A 22685-nucleotide genomic window follows, 5' to 3' on the forward strand; every position below is an offset into this window, starting at 1 on the left:
GGCGGACCTGCCCGGCAGCTCTTCACCCGGGCAGCTATCACCTGCTAGCTTCGGGATATGGCGAAGACTCAGGTGAACCTGCGGATGGACGAGGCCATCGCCGAGATGGCCAGGCACGCGGCCGAGACGCGGCACATGCCCGTCAACGAGTACGTCGCGCAGCTCATCCGGGCCGACAACGACCAGGTGCGCAAGGTCTTCCTGACAGGGGCGCAGGAGGTGCTGGACACGTACGGCGGTCTGATCGACTCGATCGAGGACGCCGCGTGATCCTGCACGTCGACCTCTCCTGGATCCTCGACGTCGCCCTGCGGGCGGGCCACGACGACCCGTCACCCGAGGACTACGGCGTGCCCATCGCCGCCGTCGAGCGCCACCGCGCCGTCCTGGCCGGCGAGGACGTCTACGGCGAGGCGTACGACCGGGCGGCGGCCCTCGCCCACACGCTCGGCCGGCTCCGCTGGCTGGAGCGCTCGAACCTCCAGGTCGCGGTCGCCGTGGCGCACGGTTACCTCCTCGCCTCCGGCGTCCCGGTCAAGCTCGACGCGGACCGCGTCACCGCGCTGGCGACCGAGCTGACCCGCCGCGGATCCACCGCCGCCTCGGTCGCCGCCGTCCTGCGCGGCTGGGCCGCCTGATACGCGTGCCGGGCCCGGAGACGGGCCCGGACCTCGCATCCTCCGGCAGCGGACCCGTCAGGTCGCGGGCGCCGCGGCGACCTTGAGCAGGAGCTTCTTCGCGTCGGCGTTGGCCGGGGGCACGGAACCGATGTCCGACAGGGCCGTCACCACCACGGCATCGGCGTCCGGGATCCAGTTCACCGTCTTCGACTGGACGACGACCGTCTGGATCTTCGCCGTCCCGTCGCACACGATGGCCGTCGGCGCCACCCGCGAGGAGCCGAACGCGACGGACGACGTGTCCCCCGGGTCGGTCTGCTCGACCGAGACGTTCATCGAGCGGGCACCGTCCATCACGTCGCAGGTGTAGCTGACGTCCACCCGTACCCGGCCCGGGAACTTGGCGTCGATGACCGCCGAGCCGATGTCCACCACCGTCACCGCCGACGCCACGGGAACCGCCACCAGGCTGCCCACCCCGGCCGTCATGGCGACCACAGCAACCCTGAGAAGACCTCGCACACTTCCTCCAACCGACAAAGGGGACCCTGACCTGCCTCTTCGGCAGACTCATGACCGACTATCAGACGGCACCCGCCCCACCGCGACCCGACAGCGCCATGCGGTGGGCGAGGGTCCGGGGGGTGATGGCAGGCTGGGTGCATGCGTCTGTGCTCGCGCCTCCTGGTGGCCCTCCTGCTCGTCCTCGGTCCGACCGCGCTTCCGGCTGCCGCGGCCGACGGCTCGCGCGTGGAGTTCACCATGAGCGACCCGCGGATCACCGAGTCCAGCGGCCTGGCCGCGAGCAGCGCGCACCCCGGGGTGTACTGGACGCACAACGACAGCGACGACGGCCCGTACGTCTACGCGGTGGACTCGCAGGGCCGTACGGTCGCGACCGTCACCCTGCGGGGGGTCAAGCCGCGTGATGTCGAGGCGATAGCGCTCGGTCCGGACAGGCAGCTCTACCTCGCGGACATCGGCGACAACTTCGACGGGGCGTGGCCGGAGGTCTGGATCTACCGGTTCGACGAGCCGGAGCAGCTGCGCGACCAGACCGTGGACGCCGTGCGGTACCGGGTCCGCTACGAGGACGGGCCGCGCAACGCGGAGGCCGTGATGGTCCATCCGGTGACCGGCCGGGTCTACATCGCCAGCAAGCGCGAGAAGGGCGGCGGCCTCTACCAAGGCCCCGAGACGCTGTCGGAGTCCGGCACCAACACCTTCCGCAAGATCGCCGAGGTTCCCTGGGTCACCGACGGGGCGTTCTCGCCCGACGGCAGTCGCTTGGTCCTGCGCGGCTACTTCTGGGCCAACGTCTACCGCTGGAAGGACGGACTCCCCCAGCTGCTCGGCCCGTCGAACCCGCCGCTCCAGCGGCAGGGCGAGTCGGTGACGTTCTCCTCGGACGGGCGCTCGCTGCTGTTCGGGAGCGAGGGGAAGAGCAGCAGCGTGTGGCGGGTGCCGCTGCGCGGCGAGCAGCTCCCCGACAACGCGCAGGAGACCGCAACTCCCGTACCCACGAGTAGCAGAGCTCCCGAGGCGGGTGCCGGCGGCAGTGCGGCGAAGAGCCCGGAGAGCACCAAGCCCGGCAAAGCCGTCACCCTGCTGCTCGTCGTCGCCGGTGTCGCCGTGGTGGCGGGGCTGCGCAAGAAGCGCCGTACGGGCTGACCAGCGGCTCTTCCCCCGACCCGGCCCACGGCCGGGGAGAGGGGGATGGGAGGATTCCCTTTCCGCCCCCCGGTGGCGGACCTCAGCCGTTCGGCCGCACGCCCATCCCGCGACGGCCTCCAGGGCAACAGGACGAGGTCCGCAGGCCCTGCGCACCCCAGCAAGCCCCGGTGGCGGGCTCCCTCTTCTCCTTCCCTCCCTCAGGAAGAAGCACCATGCACGTCACCCTCATGTCCACACGCACCCTCGTGGCCCTCAGCGCGGGTGCTCTGCTGCTGACGGGCTGCGGCAGCGGCACCTCGGCGGCGGCCCGCACCGCCGCCGACCTGCGGGGCAAGCTCCCGCAGCCGATCCGCAACGCCGGAGTCCTCAAGATCGGCTCGGATCTCAACTACGCGCCCGTCGACTTCAAGGGCACCGAAGGCGTACCGGACGGTCTCGACCCCAACCTCGCCGCCGCGCTCGGGGCCTACCTCGGCCTGCGTATCGAGTTCGTCGACATGCCCTTCGAGAAGCTGATCCCGGCCGTCCAGGCGAAGCAGGTCGACCTGGCGATGTCGGCGATCATCGACACCCGCCAGCGCCAGGAAGGCACCGACCTCAACGGCAGGCAGGTCAACCCCGGGGTCGACTTCATCGACTACTTCATCACCGGTACGTCGATCCTGGTGCGGAACGGCAACCCCGTGGGCATCTCCTCGCTGGACAGCCTCTGCGGGCACACCATCGCCCTGCAGCGGGGCACCATCCAGGACGAGATCGCCACCCGGCAGATCGCCGCCTGCGGGAAGGTGTCCAAGCCGCTGCAGATCCACCGGCTCGACACCGACGACCAGGCCCTGGCCGAGGTCGCCCTCGGTGTCGCGGTCGCCGACCTGAACGACTACCCGGTGGCCGAGTACAACACCTCGCCCGCGCGCCGGGGTGACCGGTTCCAGGTGACCGGCGGCCAGTTCCAGACCGGGCCGTACGCGCTCACGCTGAACAAGGAGAGCACGGCCCTTCGCTACGTCCTCTCCAAGGCGCTGGACCAGCTGATCCGCAACGGCGAGTACGACAAGATCCTCGCCAAGTGGAACGTCCCCTCCGGAGCGGTCACGAGCGCGCTCGTCAACGGCGGACTGTGACCTGCGGCAGCCCGTCGGCCGACCGGCCGACGGGCTGCGCTCAGGCCGAAATGTCCTTTCTGCCGGACGACTTGGGCGTGCAGTCCTCCGCTCGGGCCGAGGGGGAAGTACGCGGGCCACAATGGAGGCAGGGATCCGTCCGGCTCCGGGAGGACGTGGGCACGATGCCCTACATCTCCGTGAGCGCGTTGAGCCACGAGGGCTTGGTGCGCGAGCACAATGAGGACAGCCTGGTCGTCGGGCCGTGGACGCTGTGCGGCACGGTGACCGAGAATCCCCAGACGCTGCTGTTCCCGTTCGGCACGCCCTGTGTGGTGGCGGTGGCCGACGGGCTCGGCGGGCACCCCGGTGGCGAGATCGCGAGCGCGCTGGTCGCCCGCCGGCTCGCGCTGGTCGGGCCCGGGCTGGACAGTGAGGCGGCCGTCCGGGACGCCCTGGACGCCTGCAACCGGGCGGTGTACGCGGTCGCCGCAGGTGATCCCGAGCTGACCGCCATGGGCACCACGGTGGCGGGCGTCGTCCTGATGCCGGAGACGGTGCTCGTCTTCAACGTGGGTGACAGCCGCGTCTACGACGCCTCCGGGGACGGTCTTCGCCGGCTGAGCGTCGACGACAGCCCACCGCCCGCTCCGGGGCACCGCACCACGTCCATCGTCACGCAGACGCTCGGCGGCTCGGTGCACCCCACCACCATCGAGGCTCACGTCACGGGCTCTGCCCCGGCCACGGGAGCCCGCTACCTCGTCTGCAGCGACGGGCTCACCGACCCGGTACCGGACGAGGCTCTGGAGGACGTCCTGTCCGAGCACACGGACGGCCGAGCCGCCTTCGAGCTCTGGAAGGCGGCGATCGAGGCCGGAGGCCCCGACAACATCACGCTCGCCCTGGTCCGCATCGGCGCGCAGTAGGGCCCGGACGGCGCGCGCAGGCGTGGTCGCCCGGGCGTACTGTCTACGAGGAATGCGACGACGTTACCCTGATCACGGCATCCCCGGAGAGCTCCCATGCGACTGCTCGTCCTCGGCGCGACCGGCCCGACCGGCCGCCTGCTCGTCGGCCAGGCGCTGGCCGCCGGACACGAGGTGACCGCGCTGGTCCGGAATCCGGCCAGGATGCCTGCGGCCGACCCGCGGCTCACCGTCGTCCAGGGCGATGCCACCCGCGTCGACGACATCACCGCCGCCGCGCGCGGCGCCGACGCTGTGCTGGTGACACTCGGCTCCGGCAAGTCGATCCACTCCGACATCGCCAGTCGCTCCACGGCCGCGCTGGTCCCCGCTCTGAAGGCGGTCGGCGTGTCCCGGGTCATCGTCCTGTCCGCCTACGGCGTGGGCAACACTGCCGACGACGCCGGGCTGGTGATGTGGCTGGCCTACCGGGTCGCGATGAGGAGCCTGTTCGCCGACAAGGCCACGGCGGACGCGGCGCTGCGCGCGAGCGGGCTGGAGTGGACGCTCGTCTACGCCGTCAGCCTCACCAACGGCCCGCGCACCGGCAGCTACGGCGTGCACTCCCGGCTGAAGTCCCACGGCATGCCGAGGATCAGCCGGGCGGACGTGGCCGAGTTCATGCTCGCCCAGGTACAGGACACCACCTGGCTCCACCGGACCGCCATCCTCGGCGGCTGACTCCCCTGCCTTAGCTTGGCTTTAAACCCCACCAAGATCATGTCTTGGTGGGGTTCGTCGTTCGCCTGACAGCTGGGCGGCCCTTGGGTGATCGTGTCTTCTCGCTGAAGTCGACAGTCGATCAACCCAAAGGCCGTGATGGACAGTCTGCAAGACGGCGCCGCGCGCGTCGAGGCCCTGGCCGGGTTGTCCCGGTTTCGCCGTGAGCTGTACGAGTGTTTGACGTTGCGGGCGGATGCCCTGTTCGAGCTCGTGGATGCGGTTCTGTGCGCCACCGGGCCGGTGACGTCCCTGCCGGAACTCTCGCTGGCGGGGGTGCACCGGCGTGGGCACGGAGCGATGTACGACGCACTGGCCCAGGGGCACATCGACGTGTCCCGCCTGCGGATCGCGCTGGCCGGACTGCGACTGCCGCGCGGGGCGGACGGGCAGCTGTCCATCGCCCTGGACGTCACCCCGTGGCCGCGTCCGGACGCTGAGTGTTCACCGGAGCGGTTGCACTGCCACCGACCGTGCCGGTGTGACGGCAGGCGCCAGACCGTTCCGGGCTGGCCCTACCAGGTCGCGGCGGCCCTGGGTGGTGGACGCTCCTCGTGGACCGGGCCGCTGGACGCGGTGCGGCTGGGGCCCGGGGACGATCCCACCGAGGTCACCGCCACCCAGATCCGCGACCTCATCGCCCGCCTGGAGCAGGCCGGGCAGTGGCGCCCGGGCGATCCGCCGGTCTTGTTCGTCCTGGACTCGGGCTACGACATCGTGCGCCTGACCTGGATGCTGCGCGAGGAGCCGGTGCGGCTGCTGGGACGCATCCGCGCCGACCGGGTGATGCACGCCCCGGCCGGCAAGCGCCACGGCTCATGGCCTGGGCGTCAGCCCCGGCACGGAGCGGAGTTCCGTCTGGCACAGGCCGCGACTCACCCGGCACCGGCCCAGGAGTCGACCGGCGTCCACGACCGCTTCGGCCAGGTCACCGCCCGCTGCTGGGGACACCTGCACCCGAAGCTGGAGCGACGCGGCTCCTGGGCCGACCACGAGGGTGAACTCCCCATCGTCGAGGGAACATTGCTCCACCTCGCGGTCGAATACCTGCCCGGCAACCGCGACCCCAAGCCGCTATGGCTGTGGCACAGCGACCCCGACGCCACCGCACACGACGTCGACCGCCTCTGGCGGATCTTCCTTCGAAGATTCGACATCGAGCACACCTTCCGCTTCCTCAAGCAGACGCTCGGGCTGACCCGCCCCCGCCTTCGCACACCCGAACAGGCCGATCGATGGGTGTGGCTGATCCTCGCCGCCTACACGCAACTCCGGCTCGCCCGACCCCTGGCCGAGGACCTGCGGCGCCCCTGGGAGAAGCCCCTGGCACCGGATCAGCTCACCCCCGGCCGGGTCCGGCGCGGCTATCCCCGCATCCGGCGGGCCGTGGGCACTCCAGCCCGCGCGCCGAAAGCATCCCGTCCCGGCCCGGGCCGCCCTAAGGGACGCACATCCGCCCCAGCACCTCGCCACCCGGTCGGGGTGAAACAGCGCAAAGCGGACATGCCTAGACGCGGCGGGGCCGAGTAGCAGCCTTAAAGATCAAGCTTAGACCGACCGGTCTTAGTCTGCTCTCAGGGGAGGTGCTGCTCGGTCCAGATGGTCTTCCCGGTGGGCGTGTGCCGGGTGCCCCAGCGGTCGGTGAACTGGGCGACCAGCATCAGGCCGCGCCCGCCCTCGTCGAAGATCCGGGCCCGGCGCAGGTGCGGGGCCGTACTGGCGGCGTCGGAGACCTCGCAGATCAGCGTCCGGTCCTTGATCAGGCGCAGCCGGACCGGCGGGCTGCCGTAGCGGATCGCGTTGGTGACGAGTTCGCTGACCACCAGTTCGGTGACGAAGGCGGCGTCGTCCAGTCCCCAGGCGCCGAGCTGCCGGGAGGCCTGCTTGCGGGCCTCGGCGACGTAGGCGGGGTCGGCCGGGATGTCCCAGGTCACCACCTGGTCGGCGCCCAGGGCCCGGGTACGGGCGAGGAGCAGCGCGACGTCGTCGGCGGGATGGTCGGCGACCAGCGCCTGCAGGACGGCGTCGCACCGCGCTCCGAGCGAGGCGGCGGGGCGTTCGAGGGTACGGCGCAGGGCCGCCACGCCCTCGTCGATGTCACGGTCGCGGGACACCACCAGACCGTCGGTGTAGAGGGCGAGCAGGCTGCCTTCGGGCAGTTCGACCTCGGTGGACTCGAAGGCCAGGCCGCCGAGCCCGAGCGGGGGCCCGGCCGGCAGGTCGATGAGGTCGACGGTGCCGCCGGGGGTGAGGACGGCGGGCGGCAGGTGGCCGGCCCGGGCGAGGGCGCAGCGGCGGGAGACCGGGTCGTAGATCGCGTACAGGCAGCTCGCGCCGATCTCTCCGGTGCCGTCCCCGGGCGGGGCGGCGTCCGACTCGGCGTTGAGGCTGGAGACCAGGCCGTCGAGGTGGGCGAGCAGTTCCTCGGGCGGGAGGTCGACGTCGGCGAGCGTGCGGACGGCGGTGCGCAGCCGCCCCATGGTGGCGCTGGCGTGGAGGCCGTGGCCGAAGACGTCCCCGACGACCAGGGCGACGCGGGTGCCGGACAGCGGGATCACGTCGAACCAGTCGCCGCCGACGCCCGCCTGCGCGCCCGCGGGCAGGTAGCGGGTGGCGACCTCGACGGCGGGCTGCCTGGGCGCGTGCTGCGGCAGCAGGCTGCGCTGGAGGGTCAGGGCGGTGGTGCGCTCGCGGGTGTAGCGCCGCGCGTTGTCGAGGCAGATGGCGGCCCGGTTGACGATCTCCCTGGCGATGAGCAGATCGTCCTCGCCGAAGGGCGCGGGCGTGGTCGCGTGCCGGATGAGGACGGCGACCCCGAGCGTGGTGCCGCGGGCCTGGACCGGCACCACGATCAGGGAGTGCATCCCGTTCTGGCGGGCCCACTGTGCCCGGGCCGGTTCCTGGTCCAGCCAGCGGACGACGTCCGGGTCCGTGCTCCGGTAGAGCGCGGCTTCACCGCTGAGGAGGCACCGGGCCGGGGGCGTGAACTCCGGGTACGTCCCGGACTCGCCGACCCCGACCACCACCTCCGAGTAGCCCGCCTCGGCGGCGCGGTGCGCGGTGCGGCGCAGCCGGATCTCGCCGGTGACCGGGCCGGCGGACGGTTCCTCGCCGTGGAAGACGCCCTCGAGCAGGTCGACGCCGGTGAAGTCGGCGAAGGCCGGAACGGTGACGTCGGCGAGCTCCTGGGCCGTACGGGTCACGTCCAGGGTGCTGCCGATGACGGTGCCGGCCTCGTTCAGCAGGGCCAGCCGGTGCCTGGTGAGGTCCTGCTCGGTGAAGTCGCGTACCGCAACGCTCACGGCGCGCACCCGGTCGGTGGAGTCCTTGAGCGGGGTGAAGGTGATCGCCCAGGAGTGCGGACGGTCCTCGGCCGGGAGTCGGGAGTAGCTCTCGAAGTACTCCGGCTCACCGGTGGCCGCCGCCTTGCGGATCAGCCGCTCCGATTCGGTGAACGCGGGGCCCTGGATGAAGTCGGTCAGGCGGCGCCCGCGGATGTCGGCCTCGGAGAGCCCGCTGCCCAGGCTCAACATCCGCTCGTTGATCCGCAGCAGCCGGCCGTGGGCGTCGTAGATCACCAGGGCAGTCGGAGCCTGGTCGAACGCCCAGCGCATCAGCTCGGCGTCGGTGGCCTCCGGGCTGCCCTCGGGGGCGACTCGGCCCTCAGCGGTACCCGGTTCATCCATGGTCGGTCTCTCCTGGCGCGCGCCCGGGAGGAGCAGCTACCGACCATCGTCCCGCGATCCCGCCGCATCGACCACCGATCAAGATCAGGAGCGGGACCGGAGCAGCTCAGGCGGGGTGGGTGTCGCTCTCGTGGCGGAGCAGGTGCTCCTTGCGGTCGACACCGCCCGCGTAGCCGGTGAGCGAGCCGTCCGCACCGATCACCCGGTGGCACGGGCGGACGAGGAGCAGCGGGTTGGCACCGATCGCGCCACCCAGGGCCCGGACCGCTGCCCGCGGAGCCCCGATCTGCTCGGCGAGGCCGCCGTACGTGGTGGTGGTCCCGTACGGGATGGCGTCCAGTGCCCGCCAGACCCGCTCCTGGAACTCGGTGCCGTGGGTGGTGTAGTCGAGGTCGAAGGTCTGCAGATCACCGGCGAAGTACGCCCGGATCTGCCGGACGACCTCGGTGAACGCCTCGGGCTCGTGGCGCCACTCCTCCTGCACGACGGCGGCGTTCTTCTGCCCGGTCATCGATACCGATGCGAGCGCGACGCCGCCCTTTGCGGACGCCGACTCCTCGCCCACCAGCATCAGAGTGCCCAGCGGGCTGTCGATGGTCCGGTAGAGGGTCGTGGGGTGTTCCTCGTTCATCACGCTGTCCACTGTGCGGCATGATCCGGCGAGGAACTAGCGGAAAACGGACATGACGATTCGGCGAAGCGGCTAGTGGCCGCGGCCGGAGATGCGGTCGGCGAGGCGGGCGACCGGGTCGGTGCTGGCGGTGCGGCCGGTGAGTTCGCGGCGGTCGGCGCCACGGTAGGCCGCGTAGAGGCCCTGCACGCCGATCCAGCGGAAGGGCTCGGGCTCCCAGCGGCGTACCCGGTGGCCGACCCACGGCAGGCCGGTCAGCTCGGTGTCGCCGCCCTGGCCCGAGTCGCGCTGGACCAGGTCGCGCAGCGTACGGGCCGCCAGGTTCGCGGTCGCGACCCCGCTGCCGACGTAGCCGCCGGCCCAGCCGAGTCCGGTGGCGCGGTCCAGCTCGACGCTCGCGCACCAGTCGCGCGGCACGCCCAGCACCCCCGACCACGCGTGCTCGATGCCCACTCCGGCGGTGGCCGGGAAGAAGCGGACCAGGATCTCGCGCAGCGCCTCGATGGTCGAGGCCTGGGTGCGGCCGTCGTTGTCGGTGCGCGAGCCGAAGCGGTACGGGACGCCGCGCCCGCCGAGTGCGATCCGGCCGTCGGCGGTGCGCTGGGCGTACATGTAGGCGTGGGCCATGTCGCCGAGGGTCTCGCGGCCCTCCCAGCCGATGCCGTCCCAGATCTGCTGGGGCAGCGGTTCGGTCGCGATCATGGAGGAGTTCATCGGCAGCCAGGTCCGCTTCTGGCCCTTGACCGAGGCCGTGAAGCCCTCCGTGCAGCGCAGCACGTACGTGGCACGCACCGTCCCGTACGGCGTGACGGCGCGCTGCGGTCTGATCTCGGTCACCGGGGTGGACTCGTGGATCGTCACGCCGAGCGCCTCCACGGCGCTCGCCAGTCCCTGGAGCAGCTTGACCGGGTGGATCCGGGCGCCGTGCGGGGTCCAGGAGCCGCCGACCGTCCCGGCCACCCGGATCCGCTCCGCCGACTCCCGGGCGCTCAGCAGCACCCGGTCCTTCTCACCGAAGGCGGCCTCCGCCTCGTGGAACGCCTTCAACCGGGCGAGTTGGGCCGGGGAGTACGCCACCTCCAGCACGCCGCCCTGGTGGATGTCGGCGTCGATGCCCTCCTCCCCCGCGACGCGCACCACCTCGTCGACGGTCCGGTTCATCGCCTGCTGCAGCGCGACGGCGGCCTCGTGGCCGTGCAGCGCGGCGTACCGGTCGCGGCCGGCGATGCCGTTGTAGAGCCAGCCGCCGTTGCGTCCTGACGCCCCGTAGCCGCAGAACTTCTGTTCCAGCACGGTGATCCGCAGGTTCGGCACGGCCTGCTTCAGGTAGTACGCCGTCCACAGGCCCGTGTAGCCGCCGCCGACGATGCACACGTCGGCGGTCGCGTCGGCGGGCAGCGGCTCGCGCGGCACGGGGATGCCGGTCTGCGCGTACCAGAAGGAGATGCCGCCGTTGACGGTGGTCATTGGTGCCCCTGTTGTCCGTGTGACTGCTGCTGCCTGTGAGCGGACGCTACTGCGCGTCGCAGACGAGCGACAACGCCCAACCTGTCAGGATCATGCGCTCGAGGTGGCAGGGATGTCAGGCGCCCTGGGTCGACCCGGCAGGCGCGGGCCCCGAAGGGTTGACCCTCTGGGGGATGTTGAGGATCGTTGAGGGCTCGGCGAGCGGGGGGGGTGTGCTGTGGCTCGGGGGCGGGGTTGGGCTGCCGTGATGGCGGCGGCTGTCATCGTGTGCTCCGCATGCACGGGCACCCGCCGGGACCAGCGGCAAGGCCGTCATCGAGGTCGACGCCCCGAGTGCCCTGGCGGACCAGGCGGTGCATCTGCGGATCACCGGGCTCGCGCCGCACGACGAGATCACCGTCGCTTCCGAGGCGACGGACCACCAGGACAAGGCGTGGCAGGCGCAGGCCGTCTTCCGCGCCGACGCTCACGGCGTCGTCGCTCTGGATTCGACGGCACCCGTCTCGGGCTCGTACCAGGGCAAGGACGGTATGGGCCTGTTCTGGTCCATGAACCCGGTGTCGGGCGACCCGGACCAGGCCGCCTTCATTCCGGTCAACCCGGAGGTGCGGCCTTCCTTCGAGGTGACGATCAGCGTCACCTCGCACGGCCGGAAGCTCACCACGCGAACCCTGACCCGCCAGTGGGTGGCCGGCGGGGTCGGTTCGAAGGCGCTCACCCCGGCTTCGGCCGGAGTGGCCGGTGAACTGTTCCTTCCACCGGCGGGTGCCTCGCGGCACCCGGCGGTGCTGCTGTTCGGCGGCTCCGAGGGAGGGAACAGCGTGAAGTACACGGCTGCCCTGCTCGCCTCGCACGGCTACCCCGCGCTCGCGCTGGGCTACTTCAACCTTCCGGGGCTGCCCGCCACTCTGCAGAACATCCCGCTGGAGTACTTCGCCACCGCCGCACGCGTCCTGGCCGCCCAGCCCGGAGCGGACCCCGCACACGTGATTGCTCTGGGCTACTCGCGGGGCAGCGAGGCGGCCCTGCTGCTCGGCGAGGACTATCCGGACCTGATCCACGGCGTGGTCGTCTACAGTCCGTCGGTGCAGGTGAACCCCGGTCTCCCGGCCGGGGGCCGGCCTGGACCAAGGACGGCCGACCGATCGCCGCGGGTTTGATCCCGCTCGACCGCGTCAGCGGCCCGGTCCTCGCCATCGCCGGAGCCGACGACCGGGTGTGGCCGTCGCCGGGGTGGGCACGACAGCTCAGCGGGGAACTCGACGCCAACCACGACAGCCACCCACACCAGGCCCTGGTCTACCCGGACGCCGGCCACGGAGTGGGTACCTTCCCCTTCCTCCCCGTAGGAACCCGGTGGCTGAGCCCGAGCACCGGAGCGCTCAAGGACGTCGGGGGCACCCGCGCGGGCAACGCCGCGGCCCAGGCGGACGGCTGGCCCAGAGTCCTGGCGTTCCTCGCCGGCCCAGCGCAGTGATCAGCTCACCTCCGACGCGGTGGACTGGTCAGCTCCCGAGGGTCGAGGGGCATCAACCGTGTCCGATCTCGACAGCCAGGTCGCCTACTGGGACGCCGCCGCCGCGACAAAGACGTTCACCCACCCGGTGCACCTGCCGTGGTTGGACGACGTCAGCCGGCACGCCGCGATCCTCGACTACGGCTGCGGGTACGCCAGGACGATGGCCGCGCTCGAGCAGCAGGGCTTCGACAGCCTCGCGGGCGTCGACACCTCGCCGGGGATGATCGCCCGGGCCCGGGCCCTGCACCCCGCCATGCGCTTCGCCGTGCTGGACACGCCGCCGACCCTGGCCGACCCGGACGCGAGCGTCGACGTGGTCCTGCTCTTCGCGGTGCTCACCTGCATCCCCGGTGATGACGCGCAACGGCAGCTGGTCGGCGAGGTGGGCCGTGTCCTCAAGCCCGGCGGGCTGCTCTACGTCAGCGACCTGCTGCTGCAGGAGGACGAGCGCAATCGCGACCGCTACGCCCGCTTCGCCGAACACTACGGCAGCTACGGCGTGTTCGAGACCAGCGACGGCGCGGTCTGCCGCCACCACCCGAGGGACTGGTTCTCCTCCCTGCTCGCCGGTTTCGACACCGTCGACACCCGGCACATCACGGTCGGCACCATGAACGGGCACGAGTCGGCAGGAATCCAGCTCCTGGCTCGCAAGCCGGCGGCGTAGCACGAGGCTTCGGCCGACGGACCGTCACCGGCACTCCGGGCGTACGGGATTTCGCCCGTAGCTCAGGTGTCCGAGCTCTGTACGGCTCCGCTACTCCGAACGAAGCATCCCCCGGCGCAGCCCCGCGGTCGGCGGAGTCGCAGAACGTAGCATGGACACGCCACAGCAAGGGGCAGGTCGGCAGGGCCGTCCCGGGCGAGGACCGTGGGGGTGCGCATGGACCCGGTCGGCACGGGCTGCGAGTTCGGCTCCAGACTGCGGGAGTTGAGGTCCGAACAGCAGCTCTCACTGAGTGACCTCGCCCGGCTGCTCCACTACAGCAAGGGCTACCTGAGCAAGATCGAGAACGGCACCAAGCCCGTCACCCCCGACCTCGCGCGCCGATGTGACGAGGCCTTGAACGCGGGCGGCGCGCTGGTGCGGCTGGTCACGGTGGCGGAGGGCCGAACCGTGCCCCCTCCCGCTCCCGCGGACCAGGCCCGCGCGGAGAGCCCGTACCCGGGACTGGCGGCCTTCGGCCCCGACGAGGCCCGGTGGTTCTTCGGGCGGGAGCGGACCACCGCCTCGCTGGTCGACCGGCTGGCGGAGCGGGTCGGCAGCGGAGCACTGGCGCTGATCGCGCCGTCCGGTGCGGGCAAGTCCTCGCTGCTGATGGCGGGGCTGCTGCCGGCGCTGCGTAGCGGCGCGCTGCCGGTGGCGGGTTCGGCGGACTGGCCCGTCGTGGCCTGCACGCCGACCGCGGAGCCGCTGACAGCCCTGCTGAACTCCCTGGCCCCCGCCTTGGGAACGGCCCCTGCCGTCACCGCGCACCAGCTGCGCGACACCCCGGAAGCCCTGGCCGACGCCCTCAGGCCGGCCGACCCGGCTCAGGACGGCGTGCGGCTGCTCCTGCTGGTGGACCAGTTCGAGGAGACCTTCACCCTCTGCGCGGACGAGGCCGAACGGCGGTCCTACATCCGCGCCCTCACCGCCCTCTCCACACCGCTGGCGGGCCGTCGGCCGCCGGCGGCGGTGCTGCTCGGCGTGCGGGCGGACTTCTGCGGGCGCTGTCTCGAACACCCGGAGCTGGCCCCGGTGTTCACCCACGGTTCGCTCGCCCTTCCGCCGATGGGCGGCGCCGAACTGCGCGCGTCCATCACCCGGCCCGCCGAGGAGGCGGGGCTGGTGCTGGAGCCCGGTCTGGTCGAGCTGCTGCTCCGCGATCTGGGCGGGCCGGACGAACTGCCCGGTTCCGCCGCCGGGGCGCTGCCGCTGCTCTCCCATGCCCTGCGCGCAACCTGGCAGCAGCGGCAGGGCCGGGTGATGACCGTCGAGGGCTATCTGCACACCGGCGGCATCCACGGCGCGATCGCCCGGACGGCGGAGGACGTGTTCACCCGGCTCGGTCCCGCCGAGCAGCAGGCGGCCCGTCGGCTGCTGATCCGGCTGGTCCACCTCCGCGAGGGCGGCGAGGAGACCCGCTCCCGGGCCGAACGCGGCCACCTGCTTCAGCAGTTGCCCGACGACCCGGAAGCCGGAGCGGCGGTCCTGGACGCGTTCGTCCGGGCCCGGCTGGTCACGGCGGACCGCGAGACGGTGGAGCTCACCCACGAGGCGCTGCTCCGCGCCTGGCCACGGCTGCGGCGCTGGATCCAGGTCGACCGTACCGCCCTGCTGGGCCGTCAGCAGTTGGCCGAGGCGGCGGCGGAGTGGGAGCGCGAGCAGCACGACCCGGCGCTGCTCCACCGGGGGACCAAGCTGGCGACCGCGCGGGAGTGGGTCGAGGACGGCGGACGGCGTGGTGAACTCGGCCCGGCCGAGGCGGCGTTCCTGGACGCGAGCCGCGCCGCCGAGGAGGCACAGCGCCGTACGGCCGAGCGGCAGGCCCGCCGGCAGCGGCGGCTCCTGCTGACCCTGGCCGTCTTCCTGGTCCTCACCCTCGCCGCCGGCGGTGTCGCGTACCAGCAGCGGGCCGGTGCCCTGACGCAGCGTCGGGAGGCGCAGTCCCGGGCGATGGCGGCCCGCTCCGCCGCTCTGGCGGTGGGCCGGCCGGAGGCGGCGATGCTGCTGGCCCGTGCCGCGTTCCGTACCGCACCGACGGTCGAGGCACGCGGCGCCCTGCTGAGCACCCAGGCCCAGCCCTTCCTCGGGCGGCTGACCGGGCACACGGGCGCCGTGAACGCGGTCGCTTTCAGCCCGGACGGCGGGCTGCTCGCCACGGCGGGTTCGGACGACACCGTCAAGCTCTGGAACGTCGCCGACCGCACGCTCCTGGTGACCCTGACCGGCCACGGCGGCCGGGTACGGTCGGTGGCGTTCAGCCCGGACGGCGCGACGGCCGCCTCGGCGGGCTCGGACGGCACGGTCCGCCTGTGGGACGTCGCCGGCCGGCGCCTCGCCGCGACCCTCGCCGGGCACACCGGCCTGGTCCGCGCGGTGGCGTTCAGCCCGGACGGGCGGAGCCTCGTGTCGGCGAGCGCCGACCGCACCGTCCGGCTCTGGGACGCGACGACTCATCAGAACACCGCCGTGATGACGGGCCACACCGACGACATCCTGAGTGTCGCCTTCAGCTCCGACGGACGCACCGTCGCCTCCGGCAGCGCCGACCGCACCCTGCGCCTCTGGGACACCACCACCCACCAGAACACCGCCACCCTCACCGGCCACACCGACGACATCCTGGGCGTCGCCTTCAGCCCCGACGGACGGACCATCGCCTCCGGCAGCGCCGACCGCACCCTGCGCCTCTGGGACACCACCACCCACCAGAACACCAGCACCCTCACCGGCCACACCGACGACATCAACGGCGTGGCCTACACCCCGGACGGGACCACGCTGGCCAGCGCGAGCGGCGACGGCACCGTCAAGCTCTGGGACGTGGCGAGCAGCCGGATCACCGCCACCCTCGCCGGGCACACCGACTACGTCCAGGGGGTGGCGGTGAGCAGCCGAGGGCAGCTGGCCACCGCAGGGTTCGACCAGTCCGCGGTGCTCTGGGATCCCGGCATCGCCGCCCTGATCCCCCGTCCGTTCACCGAGGTGTGGAAGGCCGCGTTCAGCCCGGACGGACGGCTGGTGGCCACGGCCGATGCCGACCATGCGGTCGGGGTGTGGGACGTCGCGCAGCGCCGCCTCCGCCACCGGCTCACCGGGCACGAGAGCGCGGTGTTCGGCGTCGCCTTCAGCCCCGACGGGAGCCTGCTCGCCTCGGGGAGCGCCGACCACACGGTGCGGCTCTGGGACGTCGCGCGGGGCCGGCCGGTCGCCACGCTCACCGGCCATCAGGGCTCGGTCCTCGCCCTGGCCTTCAGTCCGGACGGGCACTGGGTGGCCTCGGCGAGCGAGGACCGTACGGTGCGGATCTGGGACGTCCGGGAGCAGCGCCTCGCCACCGTCCTCACGGGTCACGCCGACTTCGTCAACAGCGTCGCCTTCAGCCCGGACGGACGGACCCTGGCCACCGGAAGCGACGACCTGACGGTACGTCTGTGGGACACCGCCGCACAGCGGCTCACCGCCACCCTCACCGGCCACACCGGCTCCGTCCGGGGCCTCGCCTTCAACCCCGACGGCCACACCCTCGCCAGCAGCGGCAACGACGGCACCGTACGCCTCTGGGACACCACCGCAGAACGGCTCACCGCCACCCTCACCGGCCACACCGGCTCCGTCCGGGGCCTCGCCTTCAACCCCGACGGCCACACCCTCGCCAGCAGCGGCAACGACGGCACCGTACGCCTCTGGGACACCACCGCACAGCGGCTCACCGCCACCCTCACCGGACACACCAGTGCGGTCTGGGGCGTCGCCTTCAGCCCGGACGGGCGGACGCTGGCCAGCAGCGGGAACGACGGGACCGTACGCCTCTGGGACGCGGACCCCGGCAACCGGGCCGAGGCGGTCTGCCGGCTGGCGGGCAGCACCGACCGGAGCCGCTGGGCGCAGCTCCTCCCGGATCAGCCGTACGACGCGGGCTGCCCCGGCTCCTGACGGGGCGTCCGCGCAGGTGGGGCGGGGTTTCCCGGGATGTTTCCCGTTTCCTGTTGGTACGGGCGACGGCTGCCTCCTGGCATCGCGCCGCCCGGTTGGGAAGGCTCAAGGCATCGGCCCGACCGGTGCGGCGGTGTGGTCCCGCAGCCGGCCGAGGCACCCCTCGATGAGTGGAGCTCTGCCATGACCTTCCGACTCACGGCGGCTGCGACAACTTTCGCCGCCCTGGCCCTGGCCGCCGGGCCTGCGGTGTCCGAGGCCCACGCCACCTCGCCCCCGACGACGCTCGCAGCCGCGGACGGCGCATGCGACGTGCCGGCCCCCGGCGCGTCGGCGGCGGCCGAGAGCGCGGTGCGGACGGCCTGTCAGCAGATCGGCGTCTGGTACACCTGGGGCGGCGGCCACGGCGAGCAGCCGGGCCCGACCTACGGCCACCCCGACGGGGTGGACCCGGCCAGCGACCACGACGCCGAGCGGTTCGGCTTCGACTGCTCGGGCCTGGTCCGGTACGCCTACGCCCAGGCGGTCGGCCAGGACATCCTCAACGGACCCGCCTCGAGCCAGTACTACACCGTCCACGCGGCGGAGCGCTTCACCGCCTCCCAGGGCCTGGCTCCGCTGCTGCCGGGCGACCTGCTCGCCTACGGCACGTCCGACAACCTCCACCACATCGCCCTCTACCTGGGCGGCGGGAAGATGGTGGAGGCCCGCCAGTCCGGCACTCGCATCATGATCAGCGACGTGCGGCTGGGCGGCGACTACTTCGGCGCGGTGCGGATCAACCCCGGGCCCGTGCAGGGCACCACCTTCCGGACCTGGGGCACCGGCGTGTGGACGCACACCCAGGCCTCGATGGAGAGTGCCCGCGTCTACGCCTTCCCCGGGCCGACCACCGTCCGCGTCGGCTGCCAGAAGCACGCGCAGAGCGTGACCGCCGAGGGCTACACCAACGACGCCTGGTCGTACCTGCCGGACTACCGGGCGTGGGTCACCAACATCTACCTCCAGGGCGGCGCCTGGCTCGACGGCGTCCCCGCCTGCACCTGACCGTCCCTCATCCCCCTTCGTGACCCTTCGTCACCGTTCCAGGAGGATCACCATGTTCAAGCTGCGTACCCTCGCCTCGACCACCGCCGCCCTCGCGCTGGGCGCCGGCCTGCTGATCGTCGGGCCGGCCGGCCCTGCGCAGGCGTCTGCCGCGGACTGCTCCCACGGCGCCAACGGGTTCGTCGACATCTCCGACAACGCCTCGGGCACCGTGCAGCGCTCGGTCTCCCACTTCGGCGACACCATCACCCTGCAGTCCGCCGGCGGCCACGGCTTCGCGAAGATCGAGGGCGCCACCACGTCCTCCGAGAGCGTCTGGATGGACTGGACCCAGGACGGCGGGCGGACCTGGCTGCAGTGCGGCCCGTTCCAGGTCGACAAGGGGAACGGCTCCTCGAAGACCTCGGCGGCCAAGGCCACCAGCAGCAACTCCGCCTACATGTTCCGCGCCTGCGGGTACACCCAGGACGGTGTGATCACCTGCACCAGCTGGTGGTAGACCTGGCAGACCGCCCGTGACCACAGGGGTGGCCCCGCTCGCTCCAGAGGGCCACCCCTGCGGCCGTCCTAGAGGACACCCGCCGCGCGCAGCAGCCACCGGTTGGTCCTGCCGACCAGGCCGGCCTGGTCGAGCACGCCGATGACCTTGGCGGCCATCTCCCGCCTCGTGGTGTGCCAATAGGGGTTGCGGCGGGCGACCTTGCGGCCCTCGCGCGGGTCCACGCCGACGGCCGCGTAGAGGCGGGGGTGGATCAGGCGGGTGGTGGAGAAGTAGATGATGACGCCGAGGGTCAGCTGCTCCCAGCACCGGCGGACCGGGCCGAGGTGCTTGCGCTGCAACTCCTCGCGGGCGTAGCTGATGTGCCGGGACTCCTCGATCACGTGGATCCGCGACACCTGGCGGGTCAACGGCTGCAGGGAGTCGTCGTTCATCATCTCCCGCTGGAAGGCGTCCAGGATCTCCTCGACGTACATCGTCCCGCCGAAGGTCTGACTGTGCGTGGAGACGGCCTTGAAGATCCGCCCGAGCTCGTGCGCGACCTTTCCGGGGCCGTAGGCCGGCACCCCCATCCAGGAGATCATCCTGGCGAACATCACCGAGTGCCGGCACTCGTCGGCGATCTCGGTGAGGGCGTACTGCACGTGTGCGGTGGTGGGGTCGCGGTCGAAGGCGTGGCGCAGCAGCATCTGCATCAGGATCTCCTCGAACCAGATGCCCACGCTGGCGACGCTGGCCACCTCGTGTTTGCTGAGCTCGATCCGCTGGTCCTCCGTCAGGCCGTCCCACAGCGAAGTCCCGTAGAGGGAGAGGCGCTTCGGCGGTCCGTAGTAGCGGCCCGGCTCCGGACCGGACGACCAGTCGACGTCCTTGAGCGGGTCGAAGGACAGCTTCGCGGAGGAGGCCAGCAGCCGCTCGGCCGTACGCTGTCGCGCCCGGTCGTGTTCCTCGGCTCCCGGTTCGGTGTGCGGCGTGCGTTCGGTCGTCGTCATGAGCAGCTCCCCAGTCCCGATGTCCCCTCACCCAGAAGCTAGAGAGTATTAGACAGTGCGTCAATAGAGCTGACGGTTGCACGGCCCCGGGCTGGGATAGGGTCGGACCGCCGCCGCCCTACGCTCCCCCGGGGGTCGCGTGGATGGATGATCGTCGGGGGATCGCTGTGGGGGAACTCCGAGGTGCGCACCGAGCTTCCGGAACCGCCTGGCTACCGGGTCGTCGAGGTCCTGGGCCAGGGCGGTTTCGCCACCGTCTACCGGGCGCACCAGCTGGCCGTCGGCCGCGAGGTGGCACTCAAGATCGACAGCCGGGTGCTGTCCGACACCCGTGACCGGCAGCGGTTCCTGCGCGAGGTCACGGCGGCCGGCCAGCTCTCCAGCCACCCCAACGTCGTGGCGCTGTACGACGCGGGGGTGCTCGCGGACGGCCGGCCGTTCATGGTGCTGGAGCTGTGCCCGAACGGTTCGCTCGCCGACCGGCTGCGTACGTCCGGCCGCCTCCCGGCGACGGAGGCGCGCGCCATCGGCGTCCGGATAGCCGATGCGCTGGCCGCCGCGCACGCGTCCGGGGTGCTGCACCGCGACGTCAAGCCGGGCAACATCATGATCAACCGGTACAACAGCGTCGCCCTGACCGACTTCGGCCTTGCCGCCATGCCCCGACCCGGACATGAACTCTCGGTCACCCGTGGCTCGTTGACCCCGGCCTACGCTCCGCCCGAGGCCTTCCGGATGGCCGACCCGTCCCCGGCCGGGGACGTCTACTCCCTCGCCGCGTCCGTCTACGCCCTGCTCCGCGGCAGACCGCCGCACTATCCGGACGACGGCGATCTGAGCCTGGCCGAGCTGATCGTGCGGCACACCCAGCCCGTTCCCGACCTTCCGGGAGTACCGCCGGCGCTCAGCGAGATCCTGCGGCACGCGATGGCGGCCGATCCGGCCGATCGGATGCCGGACGCCGCGATGCTCCGGGACGCCCTGGACTCCGTCGACCTGGGCACGGTCCCCCTCGCCGGCCCCTCCCCCGTCCGGCCCGCCGCCGAGGTGCCGCTCCACGCCCGGCCCACGGTCCCTCAGGCGTCCGCCACCGAGCCGGAGATCACGGCTGCGGCCGAGACCGTCCCGGCCACCATCGGGGGCAGGCGCCGGCGGTTCGCCTTCGTGGGCGTACCCCTACTCGCCCTGGCCTCGGCAGGACTGGCCGTCACCGGCTTCCTGGCACTCCAGGACAACGACTCCAGCGACGACACCAAAGCTTCCGCCCCCTCCACCTCGTCCTCCCGCCCGGCCGAAACCCGGGGCGGAAGCTCCTCCGCCGGAGTCGACTTCACCGTGCCGTCGGTCACCGACGGCTGCCCCGCCGCCGACGTGGCCGGGGCCGGCGCCCGCTGCCCGGCCACCGCCGAGTGCTGGGGCGGCCTGGTCGCCATCAGCGGTCTCGTCACCGTCACCCGGACCGACTGCACGAAGCCCCACTACTGGGAGACCTTCGCCATCGCCCCACTGCCCGCCGACCGGATGACGAACAACCAGCACGAGCTGAAGGACCACCCACTCCTTCTCCGCCTCTGCTCAACCGACGTGCTCACCCGCTCGCGGAAGGGCAGCGCACTCGCCATCCCCCCGGAGAACTGGGAGACCGACTTCATCCCGCCCTCGCCGACCGACTTCGCCAAGGGCGTCCGCGTCTTCCGCTGCGTCGGGAGCGTCTCCGGTGGCGAGCTCGCCGGCGCGAAGTTCCGCCCGGGAGCCTGATCCGGGCCTCCGGTCGAAATCCCTGACATGGAGTCAGAAGCCGTAAGCGCAACGTATGGTCGTGCACGGGCGGTGACTACCGGAAGGGGAGAGCCATGCGCGGGGGGACGGTCGCCGTCGTCGGCGGGAGTATCGCGGGCTGCGCGTTCGCGTCGGCGGCGGCGCGGGGCGGGGCCGACGAGGTCGTCGTACTGGAGCGCACGCCCGGAGGGCTGGAGGACCGGGGTGTGGGGCTGTGCATCCAGAACGACCGGTACGCGGAGCTGGAGGCCGCCGGCCACCTCGACGGCGGCATCGCCTGGCATCGGCTCACCCGGCGTCGCTGGCTGGTGAAGGACGGGAGCGACCTGGGCCGCCTGATGTGGGACCAACCGTTCCCGTTCCGGTCCTACCACTGGGGGCTCCTCTGGAGCGCGCTGCGTGAACGCACTCCCGACACGGTCGCGTACCGGCTGGGGGCCACGGTGGCGGGAGTGACGGCGGAGCCAGGCCGCGCCCGCGTACGGCTGGAGTCCGGGGCCGGCGAGGAGTACGACCTGGTCGTCGGTGCGGACGGGTACCGCTCAGTGGTGCGCGACGCCGTCTGCCCCGGGGTACGGCCGCACTACGCCGGGTACGTCTGCTGGCGCGGCAGCTTCCCCGCCGAGCGACTGGAGGCGCTGGGGCGGCCCGCGGCAGCCTGGTCCGGTACGGACGCCGTCACCGTCGGGTTTCCGGGCGGTCACTGCGTCCTCTACCGCATCCCGGGCCCGGGGTCGGACGGTCCGGTGGTGAACTGGGTCCTCTTCGCCGCTCCCCCCGACACCGCGCTGGAGCTGGACGACCCGACCAGCGTCCCGCCCGGCGCCGTGACCGACGAACTCACCCAGCACCTGGGCCTCCTGGCGGAGCAGCACCTCCCGCCGTACTGGGCCGGGGTGATCGCCCTCACCCCGGCCGAGCGGACCTTCGTCCAGCCCATCTACGACCTCGAGACCCCACGCCGCGCCACGGGCCGCCTGCTGCTCGCCGGTGACGCCGCCACGGTGGTGCGCCCGCACGCGACCAGCGGCGCGGCGAAGGCCCTGCAGGACGCCCACTCCTTCGAGTCGGCCTGGCAGCAGTCCGACTCCTGGCAGGACCTGCTGGCCGGCTACGAGAGCGCGCGCGGAGACGTCGGCCGCGCGCTCGTCTCACTGGGCCGCCGCCTCGGCCGGGCCCAGGTGGAACGGACACCGGACTGGACCTCGATGGACACCCGGCTGATGACACCGTGGTGGGAGCAGCAGCTGGACGGCACAGGCGGCTTCGGCGGACACCCGCTCTGAGTCGTGTCTGACAGCCTCCCGCTGAGCTCCGCGCCGGGAAGCTGCAAGTATG

20 protein-coding genes are annotated in these 22685 nt (G+C 72.3%); 15 read left to right on the forward strand and 5 right to left on the reverse strand.

Translation table 11 applies throughout. The features are described 5' to 3' along the window. Positions 1-57 precede the first annotated feature (57 nt). Positions 58-270 carry a hypothetical protein gene (locus tag FB465_RS01010; RefSeq protein ID WP_145786703.1) on the forward strand — a complete coding sequence of 71 codons (213 nt, stop codon included), beginning with the start codon at positions 58-60 and terminating at the stop codon, positions 268-270. Further along, positions 267-638 (forward strand): fic family toxin-antitoxin system, toxin component, encoded by a 372-nt coding sequence (locus tag FB465_RS01015; RefSeq protein ID WP_145786705.1) that lies wholly within the window; start codon positions 267-269, stop codon positions 636-638. The genes FB465_RS01010 and FB465_RS01015 overlap by 4 nt, the downstream gene beginning before the upstream one ends. A 57-nt stretch (positions 639-695) precedes the next feature. On the opposite strand, the gene FB465_RS01020 is transcribed toward FB465_RS01015, so the two are convergent. Continuing rightward, a complete protein-coding gene (locus FB465_RS01020) occupies positions 696-1109 on the reverse strand; it encodes a hypothetical protein (protein WP_145786707.1) in 414 nt (137 codons plus the stop codon). Between the two features lie 174 nt (positions 1110-1283). On the opposite strand from FB465_RS01020, the gene FB465_RS01025 reads away from it, so the two are divergent. The 5 genes from FB465_RS01025 to FB465_RS01045 all read left to right on the forward strand — a co-directional run bounded on the left by FB465_RS01025 (position 1284) and on the right by FB465_RS01045 (position 6615). Next, a complete protein-coding gene (locus FB465_RS01025; RefSeq protein ID WP_145786709.1) occupies positions 1284-2291 on the forward strand; it encodes an esterase-like activity of phytase family protein in 1008 nt (335 codons plus the stop codon). A 230-nt stretch (positions 2292-2521) separates the two neighbouring features. Further along, positions 2522-3418 carry an ABC transporter substrate-binding protein gene (locus FB465_RS01030; RefSeq protein WP_170290452.1) on the forward strand — a complete coding sequence of 299 codons (897 nt, stop codon included), beginning with the start codon at positions 2522-2524 and terminating at the stop codon, positions 3416-3418. Positions 3419-3582: 164 nt separating this feature from the next. Next, positions 3583-4326: a PP2C family protein-serine/threonine phosphatase gene (locus tag FB465_RS01035; protein WP_145786713.1), complete on the forward strand. Its 744-nt coding sequence runs from the start codon at positions 3583-3585 to the stop codon at positions 4324-4326. 96 nt (positions 4327-4422) lie between these two features. Further along, complete coding sequence (locus tag FB465_RS01040; RefSeq protein WP_145786715.1) at positions 4423-5046, forward strand: NAD(P)-dependent oxidoreductase; 624 nt, start codon at positions 4423-4425, stop codon at positions 5044-5046. 138 nt (positions 5047-5184) lie between these two features. Then, on the forward strand, positions 5185-6615 hold the full coding sequence (locus FB465_RS01045) for an NF041680 family putative transposase (RefSeq protein ID WP_145786718.1): 1431 nt from the start codon (positions 5185-5187) through the stop codon (positions 6613-6615). 44 nt (positions 6616-6659) lie between these two features. On the opposite strand, the gene FB465_RS01050 is transcribed toward FB465_RS01045, so the two are convergent. The 3 genes from FB465_RS01050 to FB465_RS01060 form a co-directional block, all read right to left on the reverse strand. Next, positions 6660-8771 carry a SpoIIE family protein phosphatase gene (locus tag FB465_RS01050; protein WP_145786720.1) on the reverse strand — a complete coding sequence of 704 codons (2112 nt, stop codon included), beginning with the start codon at positions 8769-8771 and terminating at the stop codon, positions 6660-6662. A 106-nt stretch (positions 8772-8877) separates the two neighbouring features. Beyond that, positions 8878-9402, reverse strand: coding sequence for a methylated-DNA--[protein]-cysteine S-methyltransferase (locus FB465_RS01055; RefSeq protein WP_145797059.1), 525 nt, complete (start codon positions 9400-9402; stop codon positions 8878-8880). Between the two features lie 72 nt (positions 9403-9474). Further along, entirely contained in the window at positions 9475-10869 is a 1395-nt protein-coding gene (locus FB465_RS01060; RefSeq protein ID WP_145786722.1) for an NAD(P)/FAD-dependent oxidoreductase, read from the reverse strand. Between the two features lie 353 nt (positions 10870-11222). Here FB465_RS01060 and FB465_RS01065 point away from each other — a divergent pair, with 353 nt between their 5' ends. The 6 genes from FB465_RS01065 (at position 11223) to FB465_RS01085 (ending at position 18576) form a co-directional block, all read left to right on the forward strand. Continuing rightward, complete coding sequence (locus tag FB465_RS01065) at positions 11223-12029, forward strand: acyl-CoA thioesterase/BAAT N-terminal domain-containing protein (RefSeq protein WP_281292313.1); 807 nt, start codon at positions 11223-11225, stop codon at positions 12027-12029. Further along, on the forward strand, positions 12026-12346 hold the full coding sequence (locus FB465_RS37375; RefSeq protein WP_281292314.1) for an acyl-CoA thioester hydrolase/BAAT C-terminal domain-containing protein: 321 nt from the start codon (positions 12026-12028) through the stop codon (positions 12344-12346). Before FB465_RS01065 ends, FB465_RS37375 begins: the two co-directional genes overlap by 4 nt. Before the next feature lie 58 nt (positions 12347-12404). Then, positions 12405-13055 (forward strand): class I SAM-dependent methyltransferase, encoded by a 651-nt coding sequence (locus tag FB465_RS01070; protein ID WP_145786724.1) that lies wholly within the window; start codon positions 12405-12407, stop codon positions 13053-13055. 216 nt (positions 13056-13271) lie between these two features. Beyond that, on the forward strand, positions 13272-17030 hold the full coding sequence (locus FB465_RS01075; protein ID WP_145797060.1) for an nSTAND1 domain-containing NTPase: 3759 nt from the start codon (positions 13272-13274) through the stop codon (positions 17028-17030). 183 nt (positions 17031-17213) lie between these two features. Beyond that, a complete protein-coding gene (locus FB465_RS01080) occupies positions 17214-18077 on the forward strand; it encodes a C40 family peptidase (RefSeq protein ID WP_145786726.1) in 864 nt (287 codons plus the stop codon). Between the two features lie 52 nt (positions 18078-18129). Further along, positions 18130-18576: a hypothetical protein gene (locus FB465_RS01085; RefSeq protein WP_145786728.1), complete on the forward strand. Its 447-nt coding sequence runs from the start codon at positions 18130-18132 to the stop codon at positions 18574-18576. A gap of 68 nt (positions 18577-18644) precedes the next feature. Here FB465_RS01085 and FB465_RS01090 read toward each other — a convergent pair whose 3' ends face one another. Continuing rightward, a complete protein-coding gene (locus FB465_RS01090) occupies positions 18645-19568 on the reverse strand; it encodes an AurF N-oxygenase family protein (protein WP_145786730.1) in 924 nt (307 codons plus the stop codon). Positions 19569-19715: 147 nt separating this feature from the next. Here FB465_RS01090 and FB465_RS01095 point away from each other — a divergent pair, with 147 nt between their 5' ends. After that, positions 19716-21326, forward strand: coding sequence for a serine/threonine-protein kinase (locus FB465_RS01095; protein ID WP_145786732.1), 1611 nt, complete (start codon positions 19716-19718; stop codon positions 21324-21326). A 95-nt stretch (positions 21327-21421) separates the two neighbouring features. Continuing rightward, entirely contained in the window at positions 21422-22633 is a 1212-nt protein-coding gene (locus FB465_RS01100) for an FAD-dependent monooxygenase (protein WP_145786734.1), read from the forward strand. The last annotated feature ends 52 nt before the right edge of the window (positions 22634-22685 follow it).

The organism is Kitasatospora atroaurantiaca (assembly GCF_007828955.1).
Lineage (GTDB): Bacteria > Actinomycetota > Actinomycetes > Streptomycetales > Streptomycetaceae > Kitasatospora > Kitasatospora atroaurantiaca.